Genomic DNA, 24,164 nt, shown 5'->3' with positions numbered 1-24,164 from the left:
CAAGGCAGGTAACCGTTATGACCACGCTTTTCGATCCGATCCAACTGGGCGATGTGCAGCTGCCCAACCGCATCATCATGGCGCCACTGACCCGTTGCCGCGCCGATGAAGGCCGCGTGCCCAATGCACTGATGGCCGAATACTACGTGCAGCGCGCCAGCGCCGGCCTGATTCTCAGCGAAGCGACATCGGTCACCGCGATGGGCGTCGGCTACCCCGACACCCCCGGTATCTGGAACGATCAGCAGGTTCGCGGCTGGAACAATGTCACCAAGGCCGTGCATGGCGCTGGTGGACGTATTTTCCTGCAGCTGTGGCACGTCGGCCGCGTCTCGCACCCCAGCTACCTGAACGGTGAGCTGCCGGTGGCGCCCAGTGCGATCCAGCCCAAGGGCCATGTCAGCTTGGTACGCCCGATCACCGAGTACCCCACCCCACGGGCGTTGGAAACCGAAGAAATCGCCGACATCGTCGAGGCCTACCGCAGCGGCGCCGAGAATGCCAAGGCGGCGGGCTTCGATGGTGTGGAAATTCACGGTGCCAACGGCTACCTGCTCGATCAGTTCCTGCAGAGCAGCACCAATCAACGCACTGACCGCTACGGTGGCTCGCTGGAAAACCGCGCGCGGCTGCTGTTGGAAGTGACCGACGCGGCCATCGAAGTGTGGGGCGCGGGACGTGTGGGCGTGCACCTGGCACCGCGAGCCGACTCCCATGACATGGGCGACGCCGACCGCGCCGAAACCTTCACCTATGTGGCGCGGGAACTGGGCAAGCGCGGCATCGCCTTCATCTGCTCGCGGGAGAAGGAAGCCGACGACAGCATTGGCCCGCTGATCAAAGCGGCCTTTGGCGGGCCGTACATCGTCAACGAGCGCTTCGACAAGGCCAGTGCCAATGCTGCATTGGCGGCGGGCAAGGCCGATGCGGTGGCGTTTGGTGTGCCGTTTATCGCCAACCCTGATCTGCCAGCGCGGCTGGCGGCCGATGCGCCGTTGAACCAGGCGCATCCAGAGACTTTCTATGGCAAGGGGCCGGTGGGGTACATCGACTATCCGCGCCTCTGATTGAAACCTCGGGGTCGCCTTGCGGCCCATTCGCGGGCTTGCCCGCTCCCACATGAACTGCACAGGCCTCAAGCTTGGCGATGTACCTGTGGGAGCGGGCGAGCCCGCGAAGAAGGTTCAGGTGATCTCAACGCCGGGCATTGATCTGCTGTTGCAGGTTCTGGACCTGACTCTGCAGGGTGTTGAGACTGCGCGTGGTCTGCCCACGGAAGGCATCGAACTCCTGCACCGTCGCGCCACCAGGCGACGACGAGCGATTTTCCATCTGGGTCTTGAGCACCAGCACATCCTGCTCCAGGCTGTCGATGGCAGCTTTCTGGTTGCCCTGCTGCTTCAGTGCGGCCACCTCTTCGTTCAGGCTCTTGAACTGGCCATCGAGCTTGCCGCCATCCACTTGCCCCGACTTCAACGCCGCCAGCTCAGTGTTCACGGCCTTCAACTGTGCCTGCAGCTGGGTCTGCAGTTCGGTCACCGCTTTCTGCTGCTCACGGGTATCGGCCAGCACCTGCTCCAGGCGCTTGCCCAGGTCACCGGCCTGCCCCGCCACCCCTTGCTGCTGCTTGCCCTGCTCGGCCAGGCTGGACTGCAGCTGACGGATCTGCAGCTTCAGCGCTTCACTGCCCGTGGTACTCGATGTCTCGCTGGCATCGACCTTGCCGCTGATCGCCTGCAAACGCCCGGCGGCTTCCTCGCTGATACGCGCAAAGCTTTCCTGGGTGGCCACCAGTTGCTGCTCCATCAGCGAAATCTGCTGGAAGCTCCACCAACCCAGCCCCGCCAAGGCGATGAACGACGCACCCAGCAATGCCCACAGCGGCCCGGTGCTTGCCGGCCTGGCGGCCTTCTTGCGGTTGCGCGCTACATGCGCGGGCAGCAGTTCGTCGTCATCGCGAGTACCGGCCCGCAAGGTAGGCACATCATCAAAATCGTCGTGGGGATCGTTACGCATAGGTGGTTTCAATCGCACTGGTAGCAAAGAGACATGAGTATAAACCGCTCAGGCGGCGCACTGATGACCATCATCTGCAGTTCTGGTTCACTGCCCTAGCGGCTGATGCTTCCACCAGGCACAGAATTCATCCAGCGCGGTCCACAGGCTGACCTTGGGCTGGTAATCCAGGTATTGGCGTGCACGGCTGATGTCCAGGGTGAAATCACGGCTCATCACCTGCATGCCCAAGCGCGACAAGGTTGGCTGCGGGCGCCCGGGCCAGAGCAGGCAGGCGGCCTCGTTCAAGGCCGCCATGCTGTAGGCCAGGCCATAGGAGCGATAGCGGGTGACCTGCGGCAGCTGCATCTGGCGCATGACGTAGTTGACCACGTCCCACAGCGGCAGCGGCTGGCCGTTGCTGATGTTGTAGGCCTGGCCCAGGGCGCGGTCTTCGGCGAACAATGCACTGAGCAGCGCCTCGTTGAGGTTGTGCACGCTGGTGAAGTCGACCTTGTTCAGGCCGTTGCCGATGATCGCCACACGGCCTTTGCGCTGCATCTGCATCAACCGCGGGAAGATGCTCGCATCGCCAGCCCCGGTGACGAAGCGTGGTCGCAGCGCCAGCACTTCCAGGCCGAACTCCTGGGCGCCGAACACTTTCTGTTCTGCAATATGCTTGGTTTGCGCATAGGGGTCGTGAAAGCGGCGCGGCACCTGGTCTTCCCGTATATCCAGGCGTGAGCGGCCGTTGAAATAGATCGACGGCGACGACAGGTGCACCAGGCGTCGCACATGCTCCTTCAGGCAGCCTTCGACGACGTTCTCCGTGACCACCACGTTGCCCTGGTGAAAGTCCTGGTAGCGCCCCCAGTTGCCCACGGCACCGGCACAATGCACCACGGCCTCGACCCCTTGGCACAGGCGGCGGGCCAGCTCCGGGTCGCCCAAGTCGCCAGGGATGAACTGTGCGCCTCGCCTGACCAGGTGCTCCACGCCTTCGGCACGCCGGCCGCTGACCCGTACCGCCAGGCCCTGCTCCAGCGCAAAGCGCGCAAAGCGCCCGCCAATGAAGCCGCTCGCGCCGGTGACCAGAATTTGCATGTATGACTCCGCCTAGATTTCAGATGCAACAGACGCCAGCTGCCGCTACAAGGGCACCAGCCAGTGCCGTGCCGTGTGCCGCAAATGTTCGGTCAGTTGCGCGAGCAGGTGCCCGCCGTTGCGCCAATGATGCCAGTACAACGGCACATCGATGGGAGTATCGCTGCAGATTTCCACCAACTGGCCGTTCGCCAACTGCTCACGGGCCTGCAATTCGGGCACCAGGCCCCAACCCAGGCCTGCCTCGGTCATGCGCAGAAAGCCTTCGGACGAAGGGCACAGGTGGTGCAGGAAACCATCCTCAATTCCCAGTGAAGCCAGGTAGCGGTGCTGCAGGAAATCATCCGGCCCGTAGACGATGGCTGGCGTGCGGGCCAGGCGCTGCGCCTGGAACCCCTGTGGAAAATAGCGCGCCATGAACCCTGGGCTGGCCAGCGCCCTGTAGCGCATGGCCCCCAACGGCAGGCTGCGTGCGCCAGCCACCGGCCGCTCACTGCCACACAGGCAGGCTGCCACTTCACCGGCGCGCATGCGTTTGAGGCCGACCTCCTGGTCTTCCACCACCAAGTCGGTGAGCAACTGATGCTCGGCGCAGAATGCCCCCACCGCGCCGGCCCACCAGGTTGCCAGGCTGTCGGCATTAAGGGCGATGCGCAGCCGCTCAGGCATGCCTTCCTCATCCAGTGCCGGCACCTGGCGCTGCAGGTCGCGCTCGAGCAGGCGCACCTGCTGCACATGGTTGAGCAACTGGCGGCCGACCTCGGTCGGGCTCGGCGGCGTGGCACGTACCAGCACTGGCTGACCGACCCGCGCTTCGAGCAGCTTGATGCGCTGCGAGATGGCCGACTGCGAGAGCCCCAGCACCTGCGCGGCGCGCTCGAAACCACCTTGTTCGATCACCGCCGCGAGGGCAGCCAGCAATTTGTAGTCGAACATCGATTTTCCTAATGACGGATCAGCGCTATTTGTTTTTCTTATACAGTTTCACTCGCCACAATATCCAGCATCTTCTATGGAGTAATCGCCATGTGGCAAAGCTATCTCAACGGCATGCTGGTGGCCTTCGGCCTGATCATGGCCATCGGCGCACAAAACGCCTTCGTTCTCGCCCAGAGCCTGCGCCGTGAGCACCACTTGCCGGTGGCGGCGCTGTGCATCGTCTGCGATGCCCTGCTGGTGGCAGCCGGGGTGTTCGGGCTGGCCACGGTGCTGGCGCACAACCCGACGCTGCTGGCCATTGCCCGCTGGGGGGGAGCGGTGTTTCTCATCTGGTATGGCGCCAAGGCCCTGCGCAGTGCCTTTTCCAAGCAAAGCCTGCAGCATCAGGAAGGCCAGGGTATGCGCTCGCGCCGGGCGGTGTTGCTGAGTGCGTTGGCGGTTACACTGCTCAACCCGCACGTTTATCTCGACACCGTATTGCTGATTGGTTCTCTGGGGGCCCAGCAGACGGCGCCTGGCGCCTATGTGGCCGGCGCCGCCAGCGCTTCGCTGCTGTGGTTCTCAACCCTGGCGATCGGTGCTGCCTGGCTGGCACCGTGGCTGGCACGGCCGGCCACCTGGCGCATGCTGGACCTGATGGTGGCGGTCATGATGTTCGCTGTGGCGGCGCAACTGATCTTCAATTGAAGGCCGCCGGTCGGCAGCCGCCAACCGCTCTGGAACCTCTATTCCCTATCTTTGTTGCGTGGTTATGCGCCGGGCCCGGTGCTATGATCCAGCCCTTGCGTCGCAAAGAGTACAAACTCGCCGACGTACATCGGGCCGCCCGTGATCGGCCTTGCGCAAACCGCAAACAGACCTGAATCAGGAGATCCACCATGGCTTTTGAATTGCCGCCGCTGCCGTACGCCCACGATGCCCTGCAGCCGCACATCTCCAAGGAAACCCTGGAGTATCACCACGACAAGCACCACAACACCTATGTCGTGAACCTGAACAACCTGGTCCCAGGCACCGAATTCGAAGGCAAGACCCTGGAAGAGATCGTCAAGTCTTCTTCCGGCGGTATCTTCAACAACGCCGCTCAAGTCTGGAACCACACCTTCTACTGGAACTGCCTGGCGCCAAACGCTGGTGGCCAGCCGACCGGCGCCCTGGCTGATGCCATCAACGCCGCTTTCGGTTCCTTCGACAAGTTCAAGGAAGAGTTCACCAAGACTTCCGTCGGCACCTTCGGTTCCGGTTGGGGCTGGCTGGTGAAAAAAGCCGACGGTTCCCTGGCCCTGGCCAGCACCATCGGTGCCGGCTGCCCGCTGACCAGCGGCGACACCCCGCTGCTGACCTGCGACGTCTGGGAACACGCCTACTACATCGACTACCGCAACCTGCGTCCGAAGTACGTCGAGGCGTTCTGGAACCTGGTCAACTGGGCCTTCGTTGCCGAACAGTTCGAAGGCAAGACCTTCAAGGCCTGATTCATTCAGCCCTGAACGAAAAGCCCGGCCCTGCGCCGGGCTTTTTTGTGCCCGACAGTTTTCCCCGCAGGGTCTTGCTCAGCGCGCATAGCGCGCTAACATCAAACCTCTGGAAGTTTGAAAGCGCGCACTCAAGTTGCAGGGTCGGGCAACCGATACACTACCCAAGGTCGGCCGATAGTGTATTGCCAACGTTAATGGCAAAATGATGCCATGCGCATGGATTAAGGAAACCCCATTGAAGCTGGAATTGCGGAACAGCTTATCGGTCAAGTTGCTCAGGGTCGTGCTTCTATCGGCGCTGGCGGTCGGCGTCGTACTCAGTTGCGCGCAGATCGTCTACGACACCTACAAGACCCGCCAGGCCGTCAACAACGACGCTCAACGCATTCTGGACATGTTCCGTGACCCCTCCACCCAGGCGGTATACAGCCTTGACCGGGAGATGGGCATGCAGGTGATGGAAGGCCTGTTCCAGGACGAATCGGTGCGCATGGCGTCGATCGGCCACCCCAACGAAACCATGCTGGCGGAAAAATCCCGCCCGCTGCAGGACATGTCGATGCGCTGGCTGACCGACCTGATCCTCGGCCAGGAACGCACCTACACCACCCAACTGGTCGGCCGCGGCCCATACAGCGAGTACTACGGCGACCTGAGCATCACCCTCGATACTTCCTCCTACGGCGAAGACTTTCTGATCAACGCGGTGATCATCTTCATCTCCGGCGTGCTGCGCGCCCTGGCCATGGGCCTGGTGCTGTACCTGGTCTACCACTGGTTGCTGACCAAGCCGCTGTCGAAGATCATCGAGCACCTCACCCAGATCAACCCGGACCGCCCCAGTCAGCATCAGATCCCGCTGCTCAAGGGCCATGAGAAGAACGAGCTGGGCATCTGGGTCAATACCGCCAACCAGTTGCTGGCCTCGATCGAGCGCAACACCCACCTGCGCCACGAAGCCGAGAACAGCCTGCAGCGCATGGCCCAGTATGACTTCCTCACCGGCCTGCCCAACCGCCAGCAACTGCAGGAGCAGCTCGACAAGATTCTTGCCGATGCCGGCCGCCTGCAGCATCGCGTCGCCGTGCTGTGCGTAGGGTTGGACGACTTCAAGGGCATCAACGAACAGTTCAGCTACCAGACCGGCGACCAGCTGCTGCTGGCCCTGGCCGACCGTCTGCGCGCCCACAGTGGCCGCCTGGGTGCCCTGGCACGCCTGGGTGGCGACCAGTTCGCCTTGGTCCAGGCCAATATCGAGCAACCTTACGAGGCAGCGGAGCTGGCCCAGAGCATCCTCGACGACCTGGAACAGCCGTTCGGCCTCGACCACCAGCAGATACGCCTGCGCGCCACCATCGGCATCACCCTGTTCCCCGAAGACGGCGACAGCACCGAGAAGCTGCTGCAAAAGGCCGAACAGACCATGACCCTGGCCAAGGCCCGCTCACGCAACCGCTACCAGTTCTACATCGCCAGCGTCGACAGTGAAATGCGCCGCCGCCGCGAGCTGGAAAAGGACCTGCGCGAAGCCCTGCCGCGCAACCAGCTGTACCTGGTCTACCAGCCTCAGATCAGCTACCGCGACCACCGCGTAGTCGGCGTCGAGGCCCTGTTGCGCTGGCAGCACCCGGAGCTGGGCATGGTCCCGCCCGACCAGTTCATCCCGCTGGCCGAGCAGAACGGCAGCATCATCGGCATCGGCGAGTGGGTGCTCGACCAGGCCTGCCGGCAACTGCGCGAATGGCATGACATGGGCTTCAGCGAACTGCGCATGGCGGTCAACCTGTCCACCGTGCAGCTGCACCACAACGAGTTGCCGCGGGTGGTCAACAACCTGCTGCAGGCCTACCGCCTGCCACCGCGCAGCCTGGAGCTGGAGGTGACCGAAACCGGCCTGATGGAAGACATCAGCACCGCTGCCCAGCACCTGCTGAGCCTGCGCCGTTCCGGGGCGATGATCGCCATCGACGACTTCGGCACCGGTTATTCGTCGCTCAGCTACCTGAAGTCGCTGCCGCTGGACAAGATCAAGATCGACAAGAGCTTCGTCCAGGACCTGCTCGACGACGATGACGACGCCACCATCGTTCGCGCGATCATCCAGCTGGGCAAGAGCCTGGGGATGCAGGTGATCGCCGAAGGCGTGGAAAGCGCCGAGCAGGAGGCCTACATCATCGCCCAGGGTTGCCATGAGGGTCAGGGTTACCACTACAGCAAGCCGCTGTCGGCGCGCGAGCTGACCAGCTTCCTCAAGCAGGCGCAGCGCAATCAGGTCTCGGCGCTGTAACGCACCTCGTGATTACAGGCCATTACGCGCATTTGCATGAATTGCGCGCCCGCCCCTTTACAGCAAATGCAAATCTTTCGCATGATGTTGCGGTTTCGCGTGCCACGGCGCACGGCCTAACCCCTTGGTCCAACCACACGACGCAGGAAAACCAATAATGATTCGAATGCCTCTGGCCTCCGCCAGTCTGCTGGCCATCGCCATCGCTCTCGCCGGTTGCGGCGAAGGCAAGGATGACAAGGCAGCCGCTCCGCAAGCTCAGGCACCTGCTGCTGCCAGCACCACCGTAGCGGCGCCCGGGGCTGTCGACGAAGCGGCCGGCAAAGCCGTGGTCAAGCATTACGCCGAAATGGTCTACGCCGTGTACAGCGATTCGCTGAGCACTGCCAAGACCCTGCAGACCGCCGTCGACGCGTTCCTCGCCAAGCCCAACGACGAAACCCTGAAGGCTGCCAAAGAGGCCTGGGCCGCCGCGCGCGTTCCTTACCTGCAAAGCGAGGCGTTCCGCTTCGGCAACACCATCATCGACGACTGGGAAGGCCAGGTGAACGCCTGGCCGCTGGACGAAGGCCTGATCGACTACGTCGACAAGAGCTACGAGCACGCCCTGGGCAACCCGGCGGCCAGCGCCAACATCATTGCCAACACCGAGATCCAGGTGGGCGAAGAAAAGGTCGACGTCAAGGACATCACCGCTGACAAGCTGGCCAGCCTGAACGAACTGGCAGGTTCCGAAGCCAACGTCGCCACTGGCTACCACGCCATCGAATTCCTGCTCTGGGGCCAGGACCTCAACGGCACCGGTCCAGGCGCTGGCGCCCGCCCGGCGTCCGACTACCTGGAAGGCCAAGGCGCCACCGGTGGCCACAACGATCGTCGCCGTGCGTACCTGAAGGCGGTCACCGAACTGCTGGTCAAGGACCTTGAAGAAATGGTCGGCAACTGGGCACCGAACGTCGCCGACAACTACCGCGCCAAGCTGGAAGCCGAGCCGGTGAACGATGGCCTGCGCAAGATGCTGTTCGGCATGGGCAGCCTGTCGCTGGGCGAACTGGCCGGTGAGCGCATGAAGGTCTCGCTGGAAGCCAACTCGCCAGAAGATGAGCAGGACTGCTTCAGCGACAACACCCACTACTCGCACTTCTACGACGCCAAGGGCATCCGCAACGTCTACCTGGGCGAGTACACCCGTGTCGATGGCACCAAGATGACCGGCCCGAGCCTGTCCTCGCTGGTGGCCAAGGCCGACCCGGCAGCCGACACCACCCTCAAGGCCGACCTCGAAGCCACCGAAGCGAAGATCCAGGTGATGGTCGACCACGCGCTCAAGGGCGAGCACTACGACCAGCTGATCGCCGCCGACAACGCTGCCGGCAACCAGATCGTACGCGATGCCATCGCCTCGCTGGTCAAGCAGACCGGCTCGATCGAGCAGGCTGCTGGCAAGCTGGGTATTTCCAACCTGAACCCGGACACCGCCGATCACGAGTTCTGATCAGCTGTTCTGGTTTGAACAGAGGCGGCCTTCGGGTCGCCTTTTTTCTGTGCCGGCCCTTTCGCGGGTAACCCCGCTCCCACAGGATCTCCACAGGCTCTGGCCTTGTGCGGTCGCTGTGGGAGTGGGTTCACCCGCGAAGGGGCCGGTGAACTTCATGAAGATGCTGGCATTTAACATTCTTTTCACCCGGGTAATTGCAAATTGCTCTTATTCAAACAGGGCTGGCCTGCTAAGCTTGCACGCCGGTTTTTCGTCCACGCCCAGGATTTTGCATGTCCTCGTCGCTGTCCCGACTCTCCCCTCTGCTGCTGGCCCTCGCCCTTGCCGCCTGTGACGACGCCCCGCGTTTCACCCAGGCCGAGCCCGGCGAAGCGCTGTCTGGCGGCCAGGCGACGGTGCAGCGCGACGACCGCAAGGCGTTTTCCCTGCCCTCGGCCAACCTGTCGGCCGAACGCCGCCTGGACTTTGCCGTGGGCAACAGTTTTTTCCGCAGCCCTTGGGTGATCGCCCCGTCCACGACCACTGCGCGTGACGGCCTGGGCCCGTTGTTCAACACCACGGCCTGTCAGAACTGCCATGTGCGCGACGGCCGTGGGCACCCGCCAGAGCCCGGCGACAGCAATGCCGTGGGCATGCTGGTGCGCCTGTCGATCCCCGATCAGCCTTACCTGGCCAAAGAGATCGAGCGCCTGGGCGTGGTCCCCGAACCGGCCTACGGCACCCAGCTGCAGGACATGGCCATCCCGGGCGTGGCGCCGGAAGGCAAGGTGCGAGTGAGCTACACCACCCAGACCGTCACCTTCAAGGATGGCCACCCGGTGGAGCTGCGTCGCCCGACCCTGCAGATCACCCAACTGGGCTACGGCCCGATGCATCCCGACACGCGCTTCTCGGCCCGCGTGGCCCCGCCGATGATCGGCCTGGGCCTGCTCGAAGCCATCCCCGAGGCCGACCTCCTGGCCAACGAAGACCCGGACGACCGCAACCATGACGGCATTCGTGGCCGCGCCAATCGAGTCTGGGACGACGCCCAGGGCAAGACCGTCATCGGCCGCTTCGGCTGGAAGGCCGGGCAGCCCAACGTCAATCAGCAGAATGTGCACGCCTTCAACGGTGACATGGGCCTGACCAGCACCCTGCAACCAAAGGACGACTGCAGCCCGGCCCAGCTCGACTGCCTGGCCGCGCTCAATGGCGACGGCGAAGGCGACGAGAAAGAAGTCAGCGACAACATCCTGCGCCTGGTCACCTTCTACACCCGCAACCTCGGCGTGCCTGCGCGTCGCGATGTCGGCGCGCCGCAGGTGCTGGCCGGCAAGAACCTGTTTTTCCAGGCCGGCTGCCAGGCCTGCCATGTTCCGCAGTTCACCACCGCCGCCAATAACGTGGAAGCGGAGCTGGCCAACCAGGTGATCCGCCCCTACAGCGACCTGCTGCTGCATGACATGGGCCCGGGCCTGGCCGACGAGCGCACCGAATTCGCTGCCAACGGCCAGGACTGGCGTACCCCGCCGCTGTGGGGCATCGGCCTGACCGAAGCGGTCAGCGGCCACACCCAGTACCTGCACGACGGCCGTGCCCGCAACCTGCTCGAAGCCGTGCTCTGGCACGGCGGCGAAGCCCAGCCGGCGCGCGACCATGTATTGACCTTCAATGCCGAGCAGCGCGCCGCGTTGCTGGCCTTCCTGAACTCACTTTAAACGCGCAAGGAGCCGGGCATGTTCCGACCCAAACTGTTGTTCACCAGCCTCGCCGCACTCGCCCTGGGTGCCTGCTCGCCGCAGGACCCACAGGCGGTGACCTCCGCCGCCATCGCCAAGCAGGTGATCCTGCCGACCTACAGCCGCTGGGTCGAAGCCGACCGCCAGCTGGCCGCCAGCGCCCTGGCCTACTGTGAAGGCAAGGAGAGCCTGGACACCGCCCGCGCCGACTTCCTCAATGCGCAAAAGGCCTGGGCCGAGCTGCAGCCGTTGCTGGTCGGCCCGCTGGCCGAAGGCAACCGTGCCTGGCAGGTACAGTTCTGGCCTGACAAGAAGAACCTGGTCGGCCGTCAGGTCGAACAGCTGGTCAACGGCGACAAGCCGGTCGATGCCGCCAGCCTGGGCAAATCCAGTGTCGTGGTGCGCGGCCTGTCGGCCTATGAATACATCCTCTTCGACAGCAAGCCGGACATCGCCACCGCCGAGCAGAAGGCCCGCTACTGCCCGCTGCTGGTTGCCATCGGCGAGCACCAGAAGGCCCTGGCCGAAGAAATCCTCAAGGGCTGGAACAGCACCGACGGCATGCTCTCGCAGATGACCAAGTTCCCTAACCAGCGCTACGCCGATTCGCATGAAGCGATCGCCGACCTGCTGCGTTCCCAGGTCACCGCCCTGGACACCCTGAAGAAGAAGCTCGGCGCCCCCATGGGCCGCCAGAGCAAGGGCATCCCGCAGCCGCTGCAGGCCGAAGCCTGGCGCAGCCACGCGTCGATCAAGAGCATCGAAGCCACCCTCAAGGCCGCCCAGGCCGTATGGGTCGGTGTCGACAACCAGGGCCTGCGCGGGCTGCTGCCCAGCGATCAGAAAGCCCTGGCACAGAAGATCGACGACGCCTACGCTACCTCGCTCAAACTGCTGGCCGACAACCAGAAGACCCTGGGCGAACTGCTCGCCGATGACGCTGGCCAGCAGACGCTCAACCAGATCTACGACAGCCTCAACGTCGTCCACCGCCTGCACGAAGGCGAGCTGGCCAAGGCGTTGAACATCCAGCTGGGCTTCAATGCCAACGACGGTGACTGATCATGCTGCGACGCCAGGCCCTCAAACTCGGTAGCGTATTGCTCAGCGCCCTGACCCTGGGCGGCTGGAGCCTGTTTCGCAACAAAGGCAGCGAACCCTTGCTGCTGTCGGCGCGTGACGATGGCGACGGCAAGCACTATGCGGTCGGGTTCCGCCTGGACGGCACCCAGGTGTTCAGCACCCAGGTCGCCCAGCGTTGCCATGCCATCATCGATCATCCCGAACTGCCGATCGCCCTGTTCGTCGCCCGCCGCCCCGGTACCGAAAGCTACCTGGTCGACCTGCGCGACGGGCGTCTGCTGCAGACCGTCACCTCGCAACCGAACCGGCACTTCTATGGCCATGCGGTGATCCACAAAGGTGGCGAATGGCTGTATGCCACCGAGAACGACACCACCGACCCAGGGCGTGGCGTGCTTGGCGTATACCGCTTCGAGGGTGAGCGCCTGGTGCACACGGGCGAGATCCCGACCCACGGCATTGGCCCCCACGAAGTGGCTTGGCTGCCGGACGGCGAAACCCTGATCGTGGCTAACGGCGGTATTCGTACCGAGGCCGAGAGCCGGGTCGAGATGAACTTGAATGCCATGGAGCCGAGCCTGGTGCTGATGCAGCGCGACGGCACCCTGCTGAGCAAGGAAACCCTGGCCCAGCAGATGAACAGCGTGCGCCACCTGGCGGTGGGCGACGACGGCACCATCGCTGCCTGCCAGCAGTTCATGGGGGATGCCGACGAAACTGCCGAGCTGCTGGCGATCAAGCGCCCGGGCGAGCCGTTCAAGGCCTTCCCGGTGCCGGAGCGCCAGCTGCAATCGATGGCCCAATACACCGCCAGCGTCGCCATCCACAGCGACCTGCGCCTGGTGGCGCTGACCGCGCCACGGGCCAACCGCCTGTTCGTCTGGGACCTGGACAGCGGTGCGGTGAAGCTCGACGCACCGATGCCCGATTGCGCCGGGGTCGGTGCGGTCAAGGATGGTTTCGTGGTCACTTCCGGGCAAGGCCGTTGCCGCTTCTACGATTGCCGCAAGGCCGAGCTGATCGGGGAACCGATGGAGTTGCCTTCCGGGTTCTGGGACAACCACTTGCATCTGGTCTGAGGGCCCTTTCGCGGGCACGCCCGCTCCCACAAGGATCCCACGATCCTTGGAATTACAGTGACCCTGTGGGAGCGGGCATGCCCGCGAAGAGGCCAGTGCAGGCAATCCGCTCCCTATCTGCAATACTTCCCCCATCCGCACGTGGGCAGGATCGCCCGTTGTCGTGTCAAAACGAATAACAACCACACATCCAAGGAACCGGACTTATGCTACGCCGCCGCATGCTCATCATGTTGGCCGTCGTTCTGCTGATCGTGCTGGCCCTGGGGGGCTACAAGGGCTTCTCGATCTACCAACAGATCCAGATGTTCTCCGCGCCCAGGCCACCCATCACCGTTGCCGCTGCCTCGGCCGAACAGCGCCAGTGGCAGGAGCGCCTGCCTGCCGTAGGCAGCCTGAAAGCCTTGCAGGGCGTCGAGCTGAGCCTGGAAGTGGAAGGCATCGTCAAGGCCCTGTACTTCGACTCCGGGCAGAAGGTCAAAGCCGGGCAACCGCTGCTGCAGCTCAACGATGACCAGGAAACCGCCCTGCTCGGCACCGCCCAGGCCGACCTGGGGCTGGCCAAGGTCGATTTCGGCCGCGGCAGCCAGCTGGTCGGTGATGCCGCCATCTCCCGCGGCGAGTTCGATCGCCTGTCGTCCCAGTACCGGCGCAATCAGGCAGTGGTCGAGCAGCTCAAGGCGCAGAAGATCAAGAAAAGCATCAACGCACCGTTCAGTGGCACCATTGGCATCCGCCAGGTGGACATCGGTCAGTACCTGGCCGCCGGCACGGTGATCGCCACGCTGCAGGACCTGTCCAGCCTGTACGTCGACTTCAACGTCCCGGAACAGGCCTTGCCACACCTCAGCCTGGGCCAGCAGGTGCTGGTGCAGGTGGCTGCCTACCCCGGCCAGACCTTCCCGGCCAGCCTCAGCGCGATCAACCCCAAGGTCGACGAGAACACGCGCAACCTGCTGGTGCGCGCGACCCTGGCCAACCCGGACGACAAGCTGCTGCCCGGCATGTTCGCCAACCTGCTGATCCTGTTGCCCGACCCGCAGCCGCAGGTAGTCGTCCCGGAAAGCGCCATCACCTACACCCTGTACGGCAACTCGGTGTACGTCGCCACGCCGAAAAAGGACAAGGACGGCAACCTGGAAAACGACGACAAGGGCCAGCCGCAGCTCACCGCCGAACAACGCACGGTACAGACCGGCGAGCGCCGCGATGGCGTGGTGGTGGTCAGCAAGGGCCTCAAGGCCGGGGAGCAGGTGGTCACCGGCGGGCAGCTCAAGCTGACCCCCGGTGCGGCCATCAGCATCGGCCAGGACAGCGCGCTCAAGCCCGAACAGGGCGCCCCGCGCACCGACTGAGCTGGAGGCAGGCATGGCGTTCACCGACCCGTTCATCCGCCGCCCGGTACTGGCCAGCGTGGTCAGCCTGCTGATCCTGTTGCTCGGCTTCCAGGCCTGGAACACGTTGCAGATCCGCCAGTACCCGCGAATGGAGAACGCCCTGATCACGGTGACCACCGCCTACCCCGGGGCCAACGCCGAGACCATCCAGGGCTACATCACCCAGCCGCTGCAACAGAGCCTGGCCAGTGCCGAAGGGATCGACTACATGACCTCGGTCAGCCGGCAGAACTTCTCGGTGATTTCCATCTACGCCCGCATCGGCGCCGACAGCGACCGCCTGTTCACCGAATTGCTGGCCAAGGCCAACGAGGTGCGCAACCAGCTGCCTCAGGACGCCGAAGACCCGGTGCTGAGCAAGGAAGCCGCCGACGCCTCGGCCCTGATGTACATCAGTTTCTACAGCAAGGAAATGAGCAACCCGCAGATCACCGACTACCTGTCGCGGGTGATCCAGCCCAAGCTGGCGACGCTACCGGGCATGGCCGAGGCGGAAATCCTCGGCAACCAGGTGTTCGCCATGCGTATCTGGATCGACCCGGTGAAACTGGCCGGCTTCGGCCTTTCGGCCACCGACGTGACGAGTGCCGTGCGCCGCTACAACTTCCTCTCCGCCGCCGGTGAGGTGAAGGGCGAATACGTGGTTACCAGCATCAACGCCAGCACCGAGCTGAAATCGGCCGAAGCCTTCGCCGCGCTGCCGCTCAAGGTGTCCGGTGACAGCCGGGTACTGCTGGGCGATGTGGCACGCGTCGAGATGGGCGCGGAAAACTACGACACGGTCAGCTCGTTCGATGGCACGCCGTCGGTCTACATCGGCATCAAGGCCACCCCGGCGGCCAACCCGCTGGAGGTGATCAAGGAAGTGCGGCGCATCATGCCGGAGCTGGAAAGTCAGCTGCCCTCGGCGCTGAAGGTATCGATCGCCTACGACGCCACGCTGTTCATCCAGGCCTCCATCGACGAAGTGATCAAGACCCTCGGCGAAGCCGTGCTGATCGTCATCGTGGTGGTATTCCTGTTCCTCGGCGCGCTGCGCTCGGTGCTGATCCCGGTGGTGACCATTCCGCTGTCGATGATCGGCGTGCTGTTCTTCATGCAGATGATGGGCTATTCGCTGAACCTGTTGACGCTGCTGGCGATGGTGCTGGCCATCGGCCTGGTGGTGGACGATGCCATCGTGGTGGTAGAGAACATTCACCGGCACATGGAGGAAGGCAAATCGCCCTTCGACGCCGCCCTGGAAGGCGCGCGGGAAATTGCCATGCCGGTGGTGTCGATGACCATCACCCTGGCGGCGGTTTACGCCCCCATCGGCTTTCTTACCGGGCTCACCGGCGCACTGTTCAAGGAGTTCGCCCTGACCCTGGCTGGCGCAGTGGTCATCTCCGGCATCGTCGCCCTGACCCTGTCACCCATGATGTGCGCCCTGCTGCTGCGCCAGGAGCAGAACAGCAGCGGGCTGGCCCATCGGCTGGACGTGTTGTTCGAAGGCCTCAAGGTGCGCTACCAGCGCCTGCTGCATGCCACGCTCGACAGCCGTCCGGTGGTGCTGGTGTTCGCGGTGATCATTCTGTGCCTGATCCCGGTCCTGCTGAAGTTTACCCAGAACGAGCTGGCGCCCAACGAGGATCAGGGCGTGATCTTCATGATGAGCAGTTCGCCGCAGCCGGCTAACCTTGACTACCTGAACGCCTACACCGACCAGTTCACGCCGCTGTTCAAGGGCTTCCCCGAGTACTACTCGTCATTCCAGATCAACGGCTTCAACGGCGTGCAGAGCGGTATCGGCGGTTTCCTGCTCAAGCCCTGGAACGAGCGCGAGCGCACGCAGATGGAGCTGCTGCCGCTGGTACAAGCCAAGCTCGAGCAGATCGGCGGGCTGCAGATCTTCGGTTTCAACCTGCCGTCACTGCCGGGCACCGGCGAGGGCCTGCCGTTCCAGTTCGTGATCAACACGGCTGGTGATTACCCTGCCCTGCTGGAAGTCGCCCAGCGAGTCAAGCAGCGGGCCCAGGAGTCGGGCAAGTTCGCCTTCCTCGATATCGACCTGGCCTTTGACAAACCCGAGGTGGTGGTGGACATAGATCGGGCCAAGGCGGCGCAGATGGGCGTCTCCATGGATGCGCTGGGCGCAACCCTGGCCACCCTGCTGGGCGAAGGGGAAATCAACCGTTTCACCCTGGAGGGGCGCAGCTACAAGGTGATTGCCCAGGTCGAGCGCACTTACCGGGACAACGCTGGCTGGCTGAACAACTACTACGTGAAGAACGAGCAAGGGCAACTGCTGCCCCTGTCGACACTGATCACGCTCAGCGACCGCGCCCGCCCCCGCCAGCTCAACCAGTTCCAGCAATTGAACTCGGCAATCATTCAGGGGGTACCGATGGTCAGCATCGGCGATGCGTTGCAGACGGTACGCGACATCGCCCGAGAGGAGGCGCCCGAAGGCTTCTCATTCGACTATGCCGGTACAGCGCGGCAGTATGTGCAGGAAGGCAGCGCACTGTGGGTAACGTTCGGCCTGGCACTGGCGATCATCTTCCTGGTGCTGGCCGCACAGTTCGAGAGCTTCCGCGACCCGCTGGTGATTCTGGTGACCGTGCCGCTATCGATCTGTGGCGCGTTGCTACCGCTGTTCCTGGGCATTTCCAGCATGAACATCTATACCCAGGTGGGACTGGTGACGCTGATCGGCCTGATCAGCAAGCACGGCATCCTGATCGTCGAGTTCGCCAACCAGTTGCGAGAGGAAAAGGGCCTTAGCGTGCGCGAAGCCATCGAGCAAGCGGCCGCCATTCGCCTGCGGCCGGTACTGATGACCACGGCGGCGATGGTATTCGGCATGGTGCCGCTGATCCTGGCCACCGGGGCCGGTGCGGTCAGCCGTTTTGACATCGGTACGGTCATTGCCACCGGTATGTCGATCGGGACTTTGTTTACCCTCTTTGTGCTGCCTTGTATCTACACCTTGCTGGCACACAAGTCTGAGGCCAAGCAGCCGGTAACAGCCTGATCGCGCCTCCTGTGGGAGCGGCCTTGTGTCGCGAAAGGGGCGCGTAGCGGCCTTGTGTCGCGAAAGGGGCGCGTAGCGGCCCTGGGATCTTGGCCATATCACAGATTGCCGGGGCTGCTTCGCAGCCCATTCGCGACACAAGGCCGCTCCTACAAGGGCCAGCGTGTGCCTTGGAGACAAAAACAAAGGCCTCGCGATTGCGAGGCCCTGGTTTTGCTCAAGCTGTATCAGCCAAATGGCCGAAGCCCCTGGCGCAAGCCGAACAGGAACAGCAACAGATCATGGTCTGGCTGAGCCTGGCTCTGTGGGGCCTTGACCTCATGCGGCACCGCGCACTGGTCCGCCTTGCTGAACACCACAAGCTGCGGCTCTTCCCAGGCAGCCACCGCCGCCGTGGTCACAGCCAGCCCTGCCACCAGGAACAAAGCTCGAGCGATTTCTAGTTTCATTGCCCTAACCCTTTGACAGCGCTGCCAAACGCCATCTGGTAAAAATAGAGCAGGGTTTGCCATTCCGTGTCATTTAGCGACGAGTGGCGGCGCAGCTGGCGCAGGTCGTTACCCGCAGCCCGCTGACAGCTGATGCGGCGTCGGCACTTTTCCAGATCCAGAAGTGCTACCTCGACGCGGGCCTGCTCACCCTCGCCGATGACCTTGATAAAGACGTGCTTGCCGTAAAGGCAGCCATGCTGCCAGTGGCCCAGGTGCATGCGCGCCAGGTTGTCCGCCAGGTCCTTGAGCATCCGCTCATGCACGACTTGAGGGTAGCGCTCGCGCGCACCTTCGGCATGCCATGTATCAAGCTCGATGAAACCGTCCAGCGCCTCGCTGACCAGCAGCGCGCGCCATTGGTGTTCGGTATCGCGCACGGCACCCGCAAACACGATGCGCGGCACGCGCACCCCCAGCTGCTCGCAGCTGTTCAGGGCATCGAGTTCACGCAACACGGTCGGCCTGCCGAATGGGTGCAACAGGCTGCGATAGATATGGCCGACCTGACGTTTGGCATACAGCACCTTGCCGTTGCCATCGCTCAGTCGTTGTACGCCACTTTCGCCGCCGCGCCGCTGGTTGGGTTCCTCGACCCATTCGCCCTGCTGGCGCCAGTAATAATCGAACTGCGACTCCCCATTTTGGGCTACAGCCATCAAACACTACCCCTTACGCAATACATAGACCCGCCACATGGCATAGAACGGCAGGAAGTCGAGGTGCTCCTGGATTCTGAAGCCGGCGGCCTTGAATTCTGCTTCAACCGTTTCTGCCGGTAACACGAAACGGTTCTGATAACTGCCCTGCTCGGCCTTGGCACTGCGCTTGCGCTCGAGCTTTTGCCGGCGCCAGGCCTTGAAGTTGCCGTCCACCCACAATGACAGGATTACGCTGTCACGGCTAACCCTTTGAAACTCGTCAAGAATGGTCTTGCGGTGAGCCGCCTCGCCAATGTGGTGGAACAACCGCATGCAAAAGATGCTGTCGACCGAATTATCCGGCAAGTCGATCGCGAATGCCGATGTCTGCAAAGGACGTACCCGCGCCACCACCGCTGGCGGTTGTGCCGCACAGGCCGTCTGGATCATCGCCTCGGAGTTGTCGGCGCCGATGATCACCCGGTTCGGCTTTTCCGCCAGCAGGGGCCAGAAACGGCCCGCGCCGCAGGGCAGGTCAAGAACCAGGCCCGGTTCCCCTGCCAGCGCCAGGGCACGACGGGCCAGCTGTTCGTCACGCTTGTGCGACAGACGGCGCGCCAGTCCATCCTGGTGCTTGAGGAAGTACTCCTTGGCATGTTGCTGGTCATACTTCTCGGAAAATTCGAGTTTGATCGGGCTGCGCATCGGCGGTCTCCTGGCTCCAATGCGCTTACCTTAGGTAACCATCCGTTGGAAACAGGTCATGCCAATGTGAAAATAATGTAATCACGCTGTAGGAATGTTTCACCGTATTACTGTGATGGATCGGTCTTTTCCGCGCTTCGGCTCAGGTCGACCTGGAAGCGGCAGCCATGAGGTGCCGTCGAGGTCAGCTTCACTCGCCAGCCCTGATCATCACAGATCCGCTGCACCAGCGACAGACCCAGCCCGAGGCCTTCACCACGCCGCTCCTCGCCGCGCACGAAGGGCTGGAACATCGCTTCGCGCTGCTCCTCCGGGATCCCCACGCCGCTGTCCTCGACACTGAAGCCGTTGGCCTGCAGGCTGAGGCGAATGTAACCGCTATCGGTGTAATGGGCGGCGTTGCGCAGCAAGTTGCCCATTACCGATTGCAGGAACGTGGCGTTGTACAGCAGCGGACCTGCACTGACCTGGCCATCGTAGTAGAGCGTCAGCCCCTTCTGCTCGATGGTGTCGCGCCACACGCCGATCAGGTCGTCGGCGACTTCGCGCAAGTTTGCCTGGGACGCCACCGCCCCCTGGTCACGTTGAGCGCGGGCGAGCATCAGGAAGGTCTTGACCAGCTCTCGCATCTCTTCCGTGGCACGGGCGATGCGTTCCACCTGGCTGCGCGAGCGCGTATCCAGATTGCGGTTTTCCATCAGCAGTTCGCACGAGGTGGCCAGCACCATCAGCGGGGTCCGCAGCTCATGGCTGACATCACTGGTGAACAAGCGCTCGCGGTTCAGTGCATTGCGCAGCCGGCCCAGGGTATCGTCGAACGCTACTGCCAGCTGACCGACTTCGTCGGCCGCGTAGTCCGGTGCCAGCGGCGGCGCCAGGCCAAGCAGCTGGTCACGATGGCGAACCTGTTGCGCCAGGCGGATGACCGGTGCCATCACCCGGCGCGCCAACAGCCAGCCAAGCACCACCGCCAGCACCAGGCTGAGCACGAAACCCACCACCACCACGGCAAACAGCACGCGCTCGCGCTCTTCGAAATCGCTCTGGTCCTGCAGCAGTACATAACGGCGACCATCGACGATCTCGACCATCGCGTGGTAGGACAGCTGGTCGCGAAACACCTCATGAAAGCCGACATCGAGGTGGCGCAGGTCCTTGGGCAGCTCGAAATCATCGCGCCCGCCACTGAAATAGAACAGCTGGTCTGGCCGTGGTCGATGGCTCCAGTCACTGACGCTGTCCATGCGCAGCAGGCGCTGCAGATCACCGCCGAGCACCGACGAGATCAGGCGCTCCTCGACCAGGTGCACGGTGGCGACGATACCGAAGGCGAAGGCGCCGGCCACCAGCGCGCTCATCAACGCAAAGGCGATGATGATGCGCTGGGCAAGGCTTTGCTTAAACTCCATCGCGGCCCTCGGCGAGGCGATAGCCAACGCCATGCACGGTATGCAACAGGGGCCTTTCGAACGGTTTGTCGATCACCTGGCGCAACTGATGCACATGGCTGCGCAGGCTGTCGCTGTCAGGGCAGTCATCGCCCCACAGGGCCTCTTCCAGCACCTCGCGGCGCAGCACATGCGGGCTCTTCTGCATCAGTACGGCAAGCAGCTTGAGGCCGACGGGGTTGAGCTTGAGCAGGCGGCCCTGGCGGGTCACTTCGAGGGTATCGAGGTCGTAGCTCAGGTCCGCAACCTGCAGGGTGCGCCGTCCGCCGCCCTGGGCCCGGCGCAGCACTGCTTCGATGCGTGCGGCCAGCTCGGACAGGGCAAAGGGTTTGAGCAAGTAGTCATCGGCACCGGAGCGGAAGCCCTGCAGGCGATCGTCCAGCTGGTCGCGGGCCGTCAGCATGATCACCGGGGTATCACGGCGGGCATCCTCGCGCAGGCGCTTGCACAGGGTATAACCGTCGATACCGGGCAGCATGATGTCGAGCACGATCAGGTCGTAGTGCTCGGTGGCAGCCAGGTGCAGGCCTGAGAGGCCATCCTGGGCGCAGTCGACGGTGTAGCCCTTCATGCCCAGGTAATCGGCAAGGTTGGCAAGAATATCGCGGTTGTCTTCAACCAAAAGAATACGCATCGGGTTCTCCTGTGCGGCGCTTCGCTAGGGTGCGCGGCAGGCGCAGCTTAAGGCCATCGCCGGTACTGTGCCAGCCCCGGCGCGAATTCAGCGAACTTGACGGTTTTTTCACTGATCCTTCACGGACAGAGGATAGCGGGCGCACGACAATGCCCGGTCTTTTTACCCCCTGGAGTCGTCATGCAACATCGCATTCGTCCGCGTCCGATCAATCTGTGGCTTTACCTGGGGATACCACTGGCGGTTGCCGTGGCCCTGTTTCTGCTGGAACTGACCTCGGTCGACATGGATATCGCCAACCTGTTCTTCGACCCCGCTGCCGGGCAGTTCATCGGTCGTCACAGCTACCTGCTGGAAACGGTCATGCATGACCGGGTCAAGCAAGGCGTGATCCTGCTCGGGCTGGTTTCCCTGGTGATGTTCGCCCTCAGCTTCCTTTGCCGGAAATTGTTCGGCTGGCGCCGCGAGTTGGGTTGCCTGGTCTTGGCATTGGGGCTGTCGACGGCCTTCGTCACGCCGTTGAAGAAGGTGACCCAGGTGCAATGCCCGTGGAGCCTGACCCAGTTCGGCGGCAAGGAAACCTACAGCAAGCTGCTGGAACACCGACCTGCGACCGACAAGCCGGGGCTGTGCTGGCCAGGGGGGCATGCGGCCACCGGATTCTGCCTGTTCGGCCTGTTCTTCATGCTCCGTGACCGCCGGCCAAAGCTGGCGCGGGTGGCGTTCGTGGTGGCCCTGGTGGCCGGCTCGACACTGGGGCTGGGGCGGATGCTGCAGGGTGCGCACTTCCTGTCGCATAACGTATGGACGGCAGTGTTCTGCTGGCTGATCGGCCTGGGGTCGTATTACCTGGTGCTGTATCGCAAGGGCATGGCCGAAGTGCCAGCCGTCCAGCGTCGCGTTGCCTGAAAGCGGAAAACGAAGAAGCCCCGCACTAGGCGGGGCTTCTTCCTGATACAGGGGTAAGGCTGGCTTACATCATCCCACCCATGCCACCCATGCCGCCCATGTCTGGCATGCCGCCGCCAGCTGGAGCTTCGCTCGGGGCATCAGCAATCATGGCTTCGGTGGTGATCATCAGACCGCCGATCGAAGCTGCGGCTTGCAGAGCCGAACGGGTGACCTTGGCCGGGTCGAGGATGCCCATCTCGATCATGTCGCCGTATTCGCCGGTAGCGGCGTTGTAGCCGTAGTTGCCCGAACCTTGCTTGACCTTGTCAGCAACAACGCTTGGCTCGTCGCCGGCGTTGGCGGTGATCTGGCGCAGCGGTGCTTCTACAGCGCGACGCAGCAGGGCGATACCGACGTTCTGGTCTTCGTTGTCGCCCTTGAGGTCGACAATGGCAGCCAGGGCGCGAACCAGGGCCACACCACCGCCAGGCACCACGCCTTCTTCGACGGCAGCACGGGTAGCGTGCAGGGCGTCTTCAACGCGGGCTTTCTTCTCTTTCATTTCAACTTCGGTGCCAGCACCAACCTTGATCACGGCAACACCGCCAGCCAGCTTGGCCAGACGCTCTTGCAGCTTCTCACGGTCGTAGTCCGAAGAGGTTTCTTCGATCTGGGCACGGATCTGCTTGACGCGTGCTTCGATGTCGGCGTCAACGCCAGCACCGTCGATGATGGTGGTGTTTTCCTTGGACAGGATGACGCGCTTGGCGTTACCCAGATGCTCCAGGGTGGTGGTTTCCAGGGTCAGGCCGATTTCTTCGGAGATGACCTGGCCGCCGGTCAGGACGGCGATGTCCTGCAGCATGGCCTTGCGACGGTCGCCGAAGCCCGGAGCCTTGACCGCAGCAACTTTGACGATGCCGCGCATGTTGTTGACCACCAGGGTCGCCAGGGCTTCGCCTTCGACGTCTTCGGCAACGATCAGCAGCGGACGGCCGGCTTTGGCAACGGCTTCCAGAACTGGCAGCAGCTCACGGATGTTGGAGATCTTCTTGTCGACCAGCAGCAGCAGCGGGCCTTCCAGCTCGGCAACCATGGTGTCCGGCTTGTTGACGAAGTACGGCGACAGGTAGCCGCGGTCGAACTGCATGCCTTCAACGACAGACAGTTCGTTTTCCAGGCCCGAGCCTTCTTCAACGGTGATCACGCCTTCCTTGCCGACTTTTTCCATGGCTTCGGCGATGATTTCACCGATGGAGTTGTCGGAGTTGGCAGAAATGGTACCTACCTGGGCGATGGCCTTGGAGTCGGCGCATGGCTTGGACAGGTTCTTCAGCTCGGCGACAACGGCGGCAGTGGCCTTGTCGATGCCGCGCTTCAGGTCCATTGGGTTCATGCCGGCAGCGACGGCTTTCAGGCCTTCGTTGACGATGGCCTGAGCCAGAACGGTAGCGGTGGTGGTGCCGTCACCGGCAGCGTCGTTGGCCTTGGAAGCCACTTCCTTGACCAGTTGGGCGCCCATGTTCTCGAAGGCGTCTTTCAGCTCGATTTCTTTGGCGACGGAAACGCCGTCCTTGGTGATGGTCGGTGCGCCGAAGCTCTTGGCCAGCACTACGTTACGGCCTTTCGGGCCGAGGGTCGCTTTTACCGCGTCAGCCAGAACGTTGACACCAACCAGCATTTTCTTACGGGCGGAATCGCCGAATTTTACGTCTTTAGCAGCCATGATCGTTTAATCCTTGGAATTCTTTGGAGTAACG

20 protein-coding genes are annotated in these 24,164 nt (G+C 63.2%); 11 read left to right on the top strand and 9 right to left on the bottom strand.

The window, feature by feature from the left end:
• Positions 1–17: 17 nt before the first annotated feature.
• Positions 18–1,067 (top strand): alkene reductase, encoded by a 1,050-nt coding sequence (locus tag ACIPW4_RS19525; RefSeq protein WP_400660690.1) that lies wholly within the window; start codon positions 18–20, stop codon positions 1,065–1,067.
• A 127-nt stretch (positions 1,068–1,194) separates the two neighbouring features.
• Here the strand turns inward: ACIPW4_RS19525 and ACIPW4_RS19520 are convergent, their stop codons facing one another.
• The 3 genes from ACIPW4_RS19520 to ACIPW4_RS19510 all read right to left on the bottom strand — a co-directional run bounded on the left by ACIPW4_RS19520 (position 1,195) and on the right by ACIPW4_RS19510 (position 4,035).
• A complete protein-coding gene (locus ACIPW4_RS19520) occupies positions 1,195–2,016 on the bottom strand; it encodes an ATPase (protein WP_400660689.1) in 822 nt (273 codons plus the stop codon).
• A gap of 87 nt (positions 2,017–2,103) precedes the next feature.
• Positions 2,104–3,099, bottom strand: a complete 996-nt coding sequence (locus ACIPW4_RS19515; protein ID WP_400660687.1) for an NAD-dependent epimerase/dehydratase family protein — start codon at positions 3,097–3,099, stop codon at positions 2,104–2,106.
• 45 nt (positions 3,100–3,144) lie between these two features.
• Positions 3,145–4,035: a LysR family transcriptional regulator ArgP gene (locus tag ACIPW4_RS19510; RefSeq protein ID WP_400660685.1), complete on the bottom strand. Its 891-nt coding sequence runs from the start codon at positions 4,033–4,035 to the stop codon at positions 3,145–3,147.
• Positions 4,036–4,125: 90 nt separating this feature from the next.
• On the opposite strand from ACIPW4_RS19510, the gene ACIPW4_RS19505 reads away from it, so the two are divergent.
• From ACIPW4_RS19505 to ACIPW4_RS19465, 9 genes are all read left to right on the top strand, one after another.
• The gene (locus ACIPW4_RS19505) at positions 4,126–4,725 is read left to right on the top strand and encodes a LysE/ArgO family amino acid transporter (protein WP_400660683.1); all 600 of its coding nucleotides are present in this window, start codon (positions 4,126–4,128) and stop codon (positions 4,723–4,725) included.
• A 191-nt stretch (positions 4,726–4,916) separates the two neighbouring features.
• Complete coding sequence (locus tag ACIPW4_RS19500) at positions 4,917–5,513, top strand: superoxide dismutase (RefSeq protein ID WP_013974076.1); 597 nt, start codon at positions 4,917–4,919, stop codon at positions 5,511–5,513.
• 238 nt (positions 5,514–5,751) lie between these two features.
• Positions 5,752–7,803 carry a putative bifunctional diguanylate cyclase/phosphodiesterase gene (locus ACIPW4_RS19495; RefSeq protein ID WP_400660682.1) on the top strand — a complete coding sequence of 684 codons (2,052 nt, stop codon included), beginning with the start codon at positions 5,752–5,754 and terminating at the stop codon, positions 7,801–7,803.
• A gap of 157 nt (positions 7,804–7,960) precedes the next feature.
• Positions 7,961–9,298, top strand: coding sequence for an imelysin family protein (locus ACIPW4_RS19490; protein WP_400660680.1), 1,338 nt, complete (start codon positions 7,961–7,963; stop codon positions 9,296–9,298).
• A gap of 275 nt (positions 9,299–9,573) precedes the next feature.
• Entirely contained in the window at positions 9,574–11,001 is a 1,428-nt protein-coding gene (locus ACIPW4_RS19485) for a di-heme oxidoredictase family protein (protein WP_400660678.1), read from the top strand.
• 18 nt (positions 11,002–11,019) lie between these two features.
• Entirely contained in the window at positions 11,020–12,084 is a 1,065-nt protein-coding gene (locus tag ACIPW4_RS19480) for an imelysin family protein (RefSeq protein WP_400660677.1), read from the top strand.
• A gap of 2 nt (positions 12,085–12,086) precedes the next feature.
• Positions 12,087–13,184, top strand: a complete 1,098-nt coding sequence (locus ACIPW4_RS19475; RefSeq protein ID WP_400660676.1) for a DUF1513 domain-containing protein — start codon at positions 12,087–12,089, stop codon at positions 13,182–13,184.
• 206 nt (positions 13,185–13,390) lie between these two features.
• Positions 13,391–14,539, top strand: a complete 1,149-nt coding sequence (locus ACIPW4_RS19470) for an efflux RND transporter periplasmic adaptor subunit (protein WP_400660675.1) — start codon at positions 13,391–13,393, stop codon at positions 14,537–14,539.
• Positions 14,540–14,552: 13 nt separating this feature from the next.
• Positions 14,553–17,597: a multidrug efflux RND transporter permease subunit gene (locus ACIPW4_RS19465; protein WP_400660673.1), complete on the top strand. Its 3,045-nt coding sequence runs from the start codon at positions 14,553–14,555 to the stop codon at positions 17,595–17,597.
• Between the two features lie 227 nt (positions 17,598–17,824).
• Here ACIPW4_RS19465 and ACIPW4_RS19460 read toward each other — a convergent pair whose 3' ends face one another.
• From ACIPW4_RS19460 to colR, 5 genes are all read right to left on the bottom strand, one after another.
• Positions 17,825–18,046, bottom strand: a complete 222-nt coding sequence (locus tag ACIPW4_RS19460) for a hypothetical protein (protein ID WP_400660671.1) — start codon at positions 18,044–18,046, stop codon at positions 17,825–17,827.
• The gene (locus ACIPW4_RS19455) at positions 18,043–18,744 is read right to left on the bottom strand and encodes a lipopolysaccharide kinase InaA family protein (RefSeq protein ID WP_400660670.1); all 702 of its coding nucleotides are present in this window, start codon (positions 18,742–18,744) and stop codon (positions 18,043–18,045) included. Before ACIPW4_RS19455 ends, ACIPW4_RS19460 begins: the two co-directional genes overlap by 4 nt.
• A 6-nt stretch (positions 18,745–18,750) precedes the next feature.
• Positions 18,751–19,431, bottom strand: a complete 681-nt coding sequence (locus ACIPW4_RS19450) for a class I SAM-dependent methyltransferase (RefSeq protein ID WP_400660668.1) — start codon at positions 19,429–19,431, stop codon at positions 18,751–18,753.
• 107 nt (positions 19,432–19,538) lie between these two features.
• Entirely contained in the window at positions 19,539–20,840 is a 1,302-nt protein-coding gene (locus ACIPW4_RS19445) for a sensor histidine kinase (RefSeq protein ID WP_400660667.1), read from the bottom strand.
• Entirely contained in the window at positions 20,830–21,513 is a 684-nt protein-coding gene (colR, locus tag ACIPW4_RS19440; protein WP_102682693.1) for a two-component system response regulator ColR, read from the bottom strand. Before colR ends, ACIPW4_RS19445 begins: the two co-directional genes overlap by 11 nt.
• Positions 21,514–21,693: 180 nt before the next feature.
• Here colR and ACIPW4_RS19435 point away from each other — a divergent pair, with 180 nt between their 5' ends.
• Positions 21,694–22,422, top strand: a complete 729-nt coding sequence (locus ACIPW4_RS19435; RefSeq protein ID WP_400660666.1) for a phosphatase PAP2 family protein — start codon at positions 21,694–21,696, stop codon at positions 22,420–22,422.
• 64 nt (positions 22,423–22,486) lie between these two features.
• On the opposite strand, the gene groL is transcribed toward ACIPW4_RS19435, so the two are convergent.
• Complete coding sequence (gene groL, locus ACIPW4_RS19430; protein ID WP_400660664.1) at positions 22,487–24,130, bottom strand: chaperonin GroEL; 1,644 nt, start codon at positions 24,128–24,130, stop codon at positions 22,487–22,489.
• Between the last annotated feature and the right edge of the window lie 34 nt (positions 24,131–24,164).

Source organism: Pseudomonas sp. NPDC089996, from assembly GCF_044748405.1.
Taxonomy (GTDB): Bacteria; Pseudomonadota; Gammaproteobacteria; order Pseudomonadales; family Pseudomonadaceae; genus Aquipseudomonas.
The sequence above is the reverse complement of the archived record's forward strand: the minus strand, read 5'-3'. Positions and strand labels throughout refer to the sequence as shown.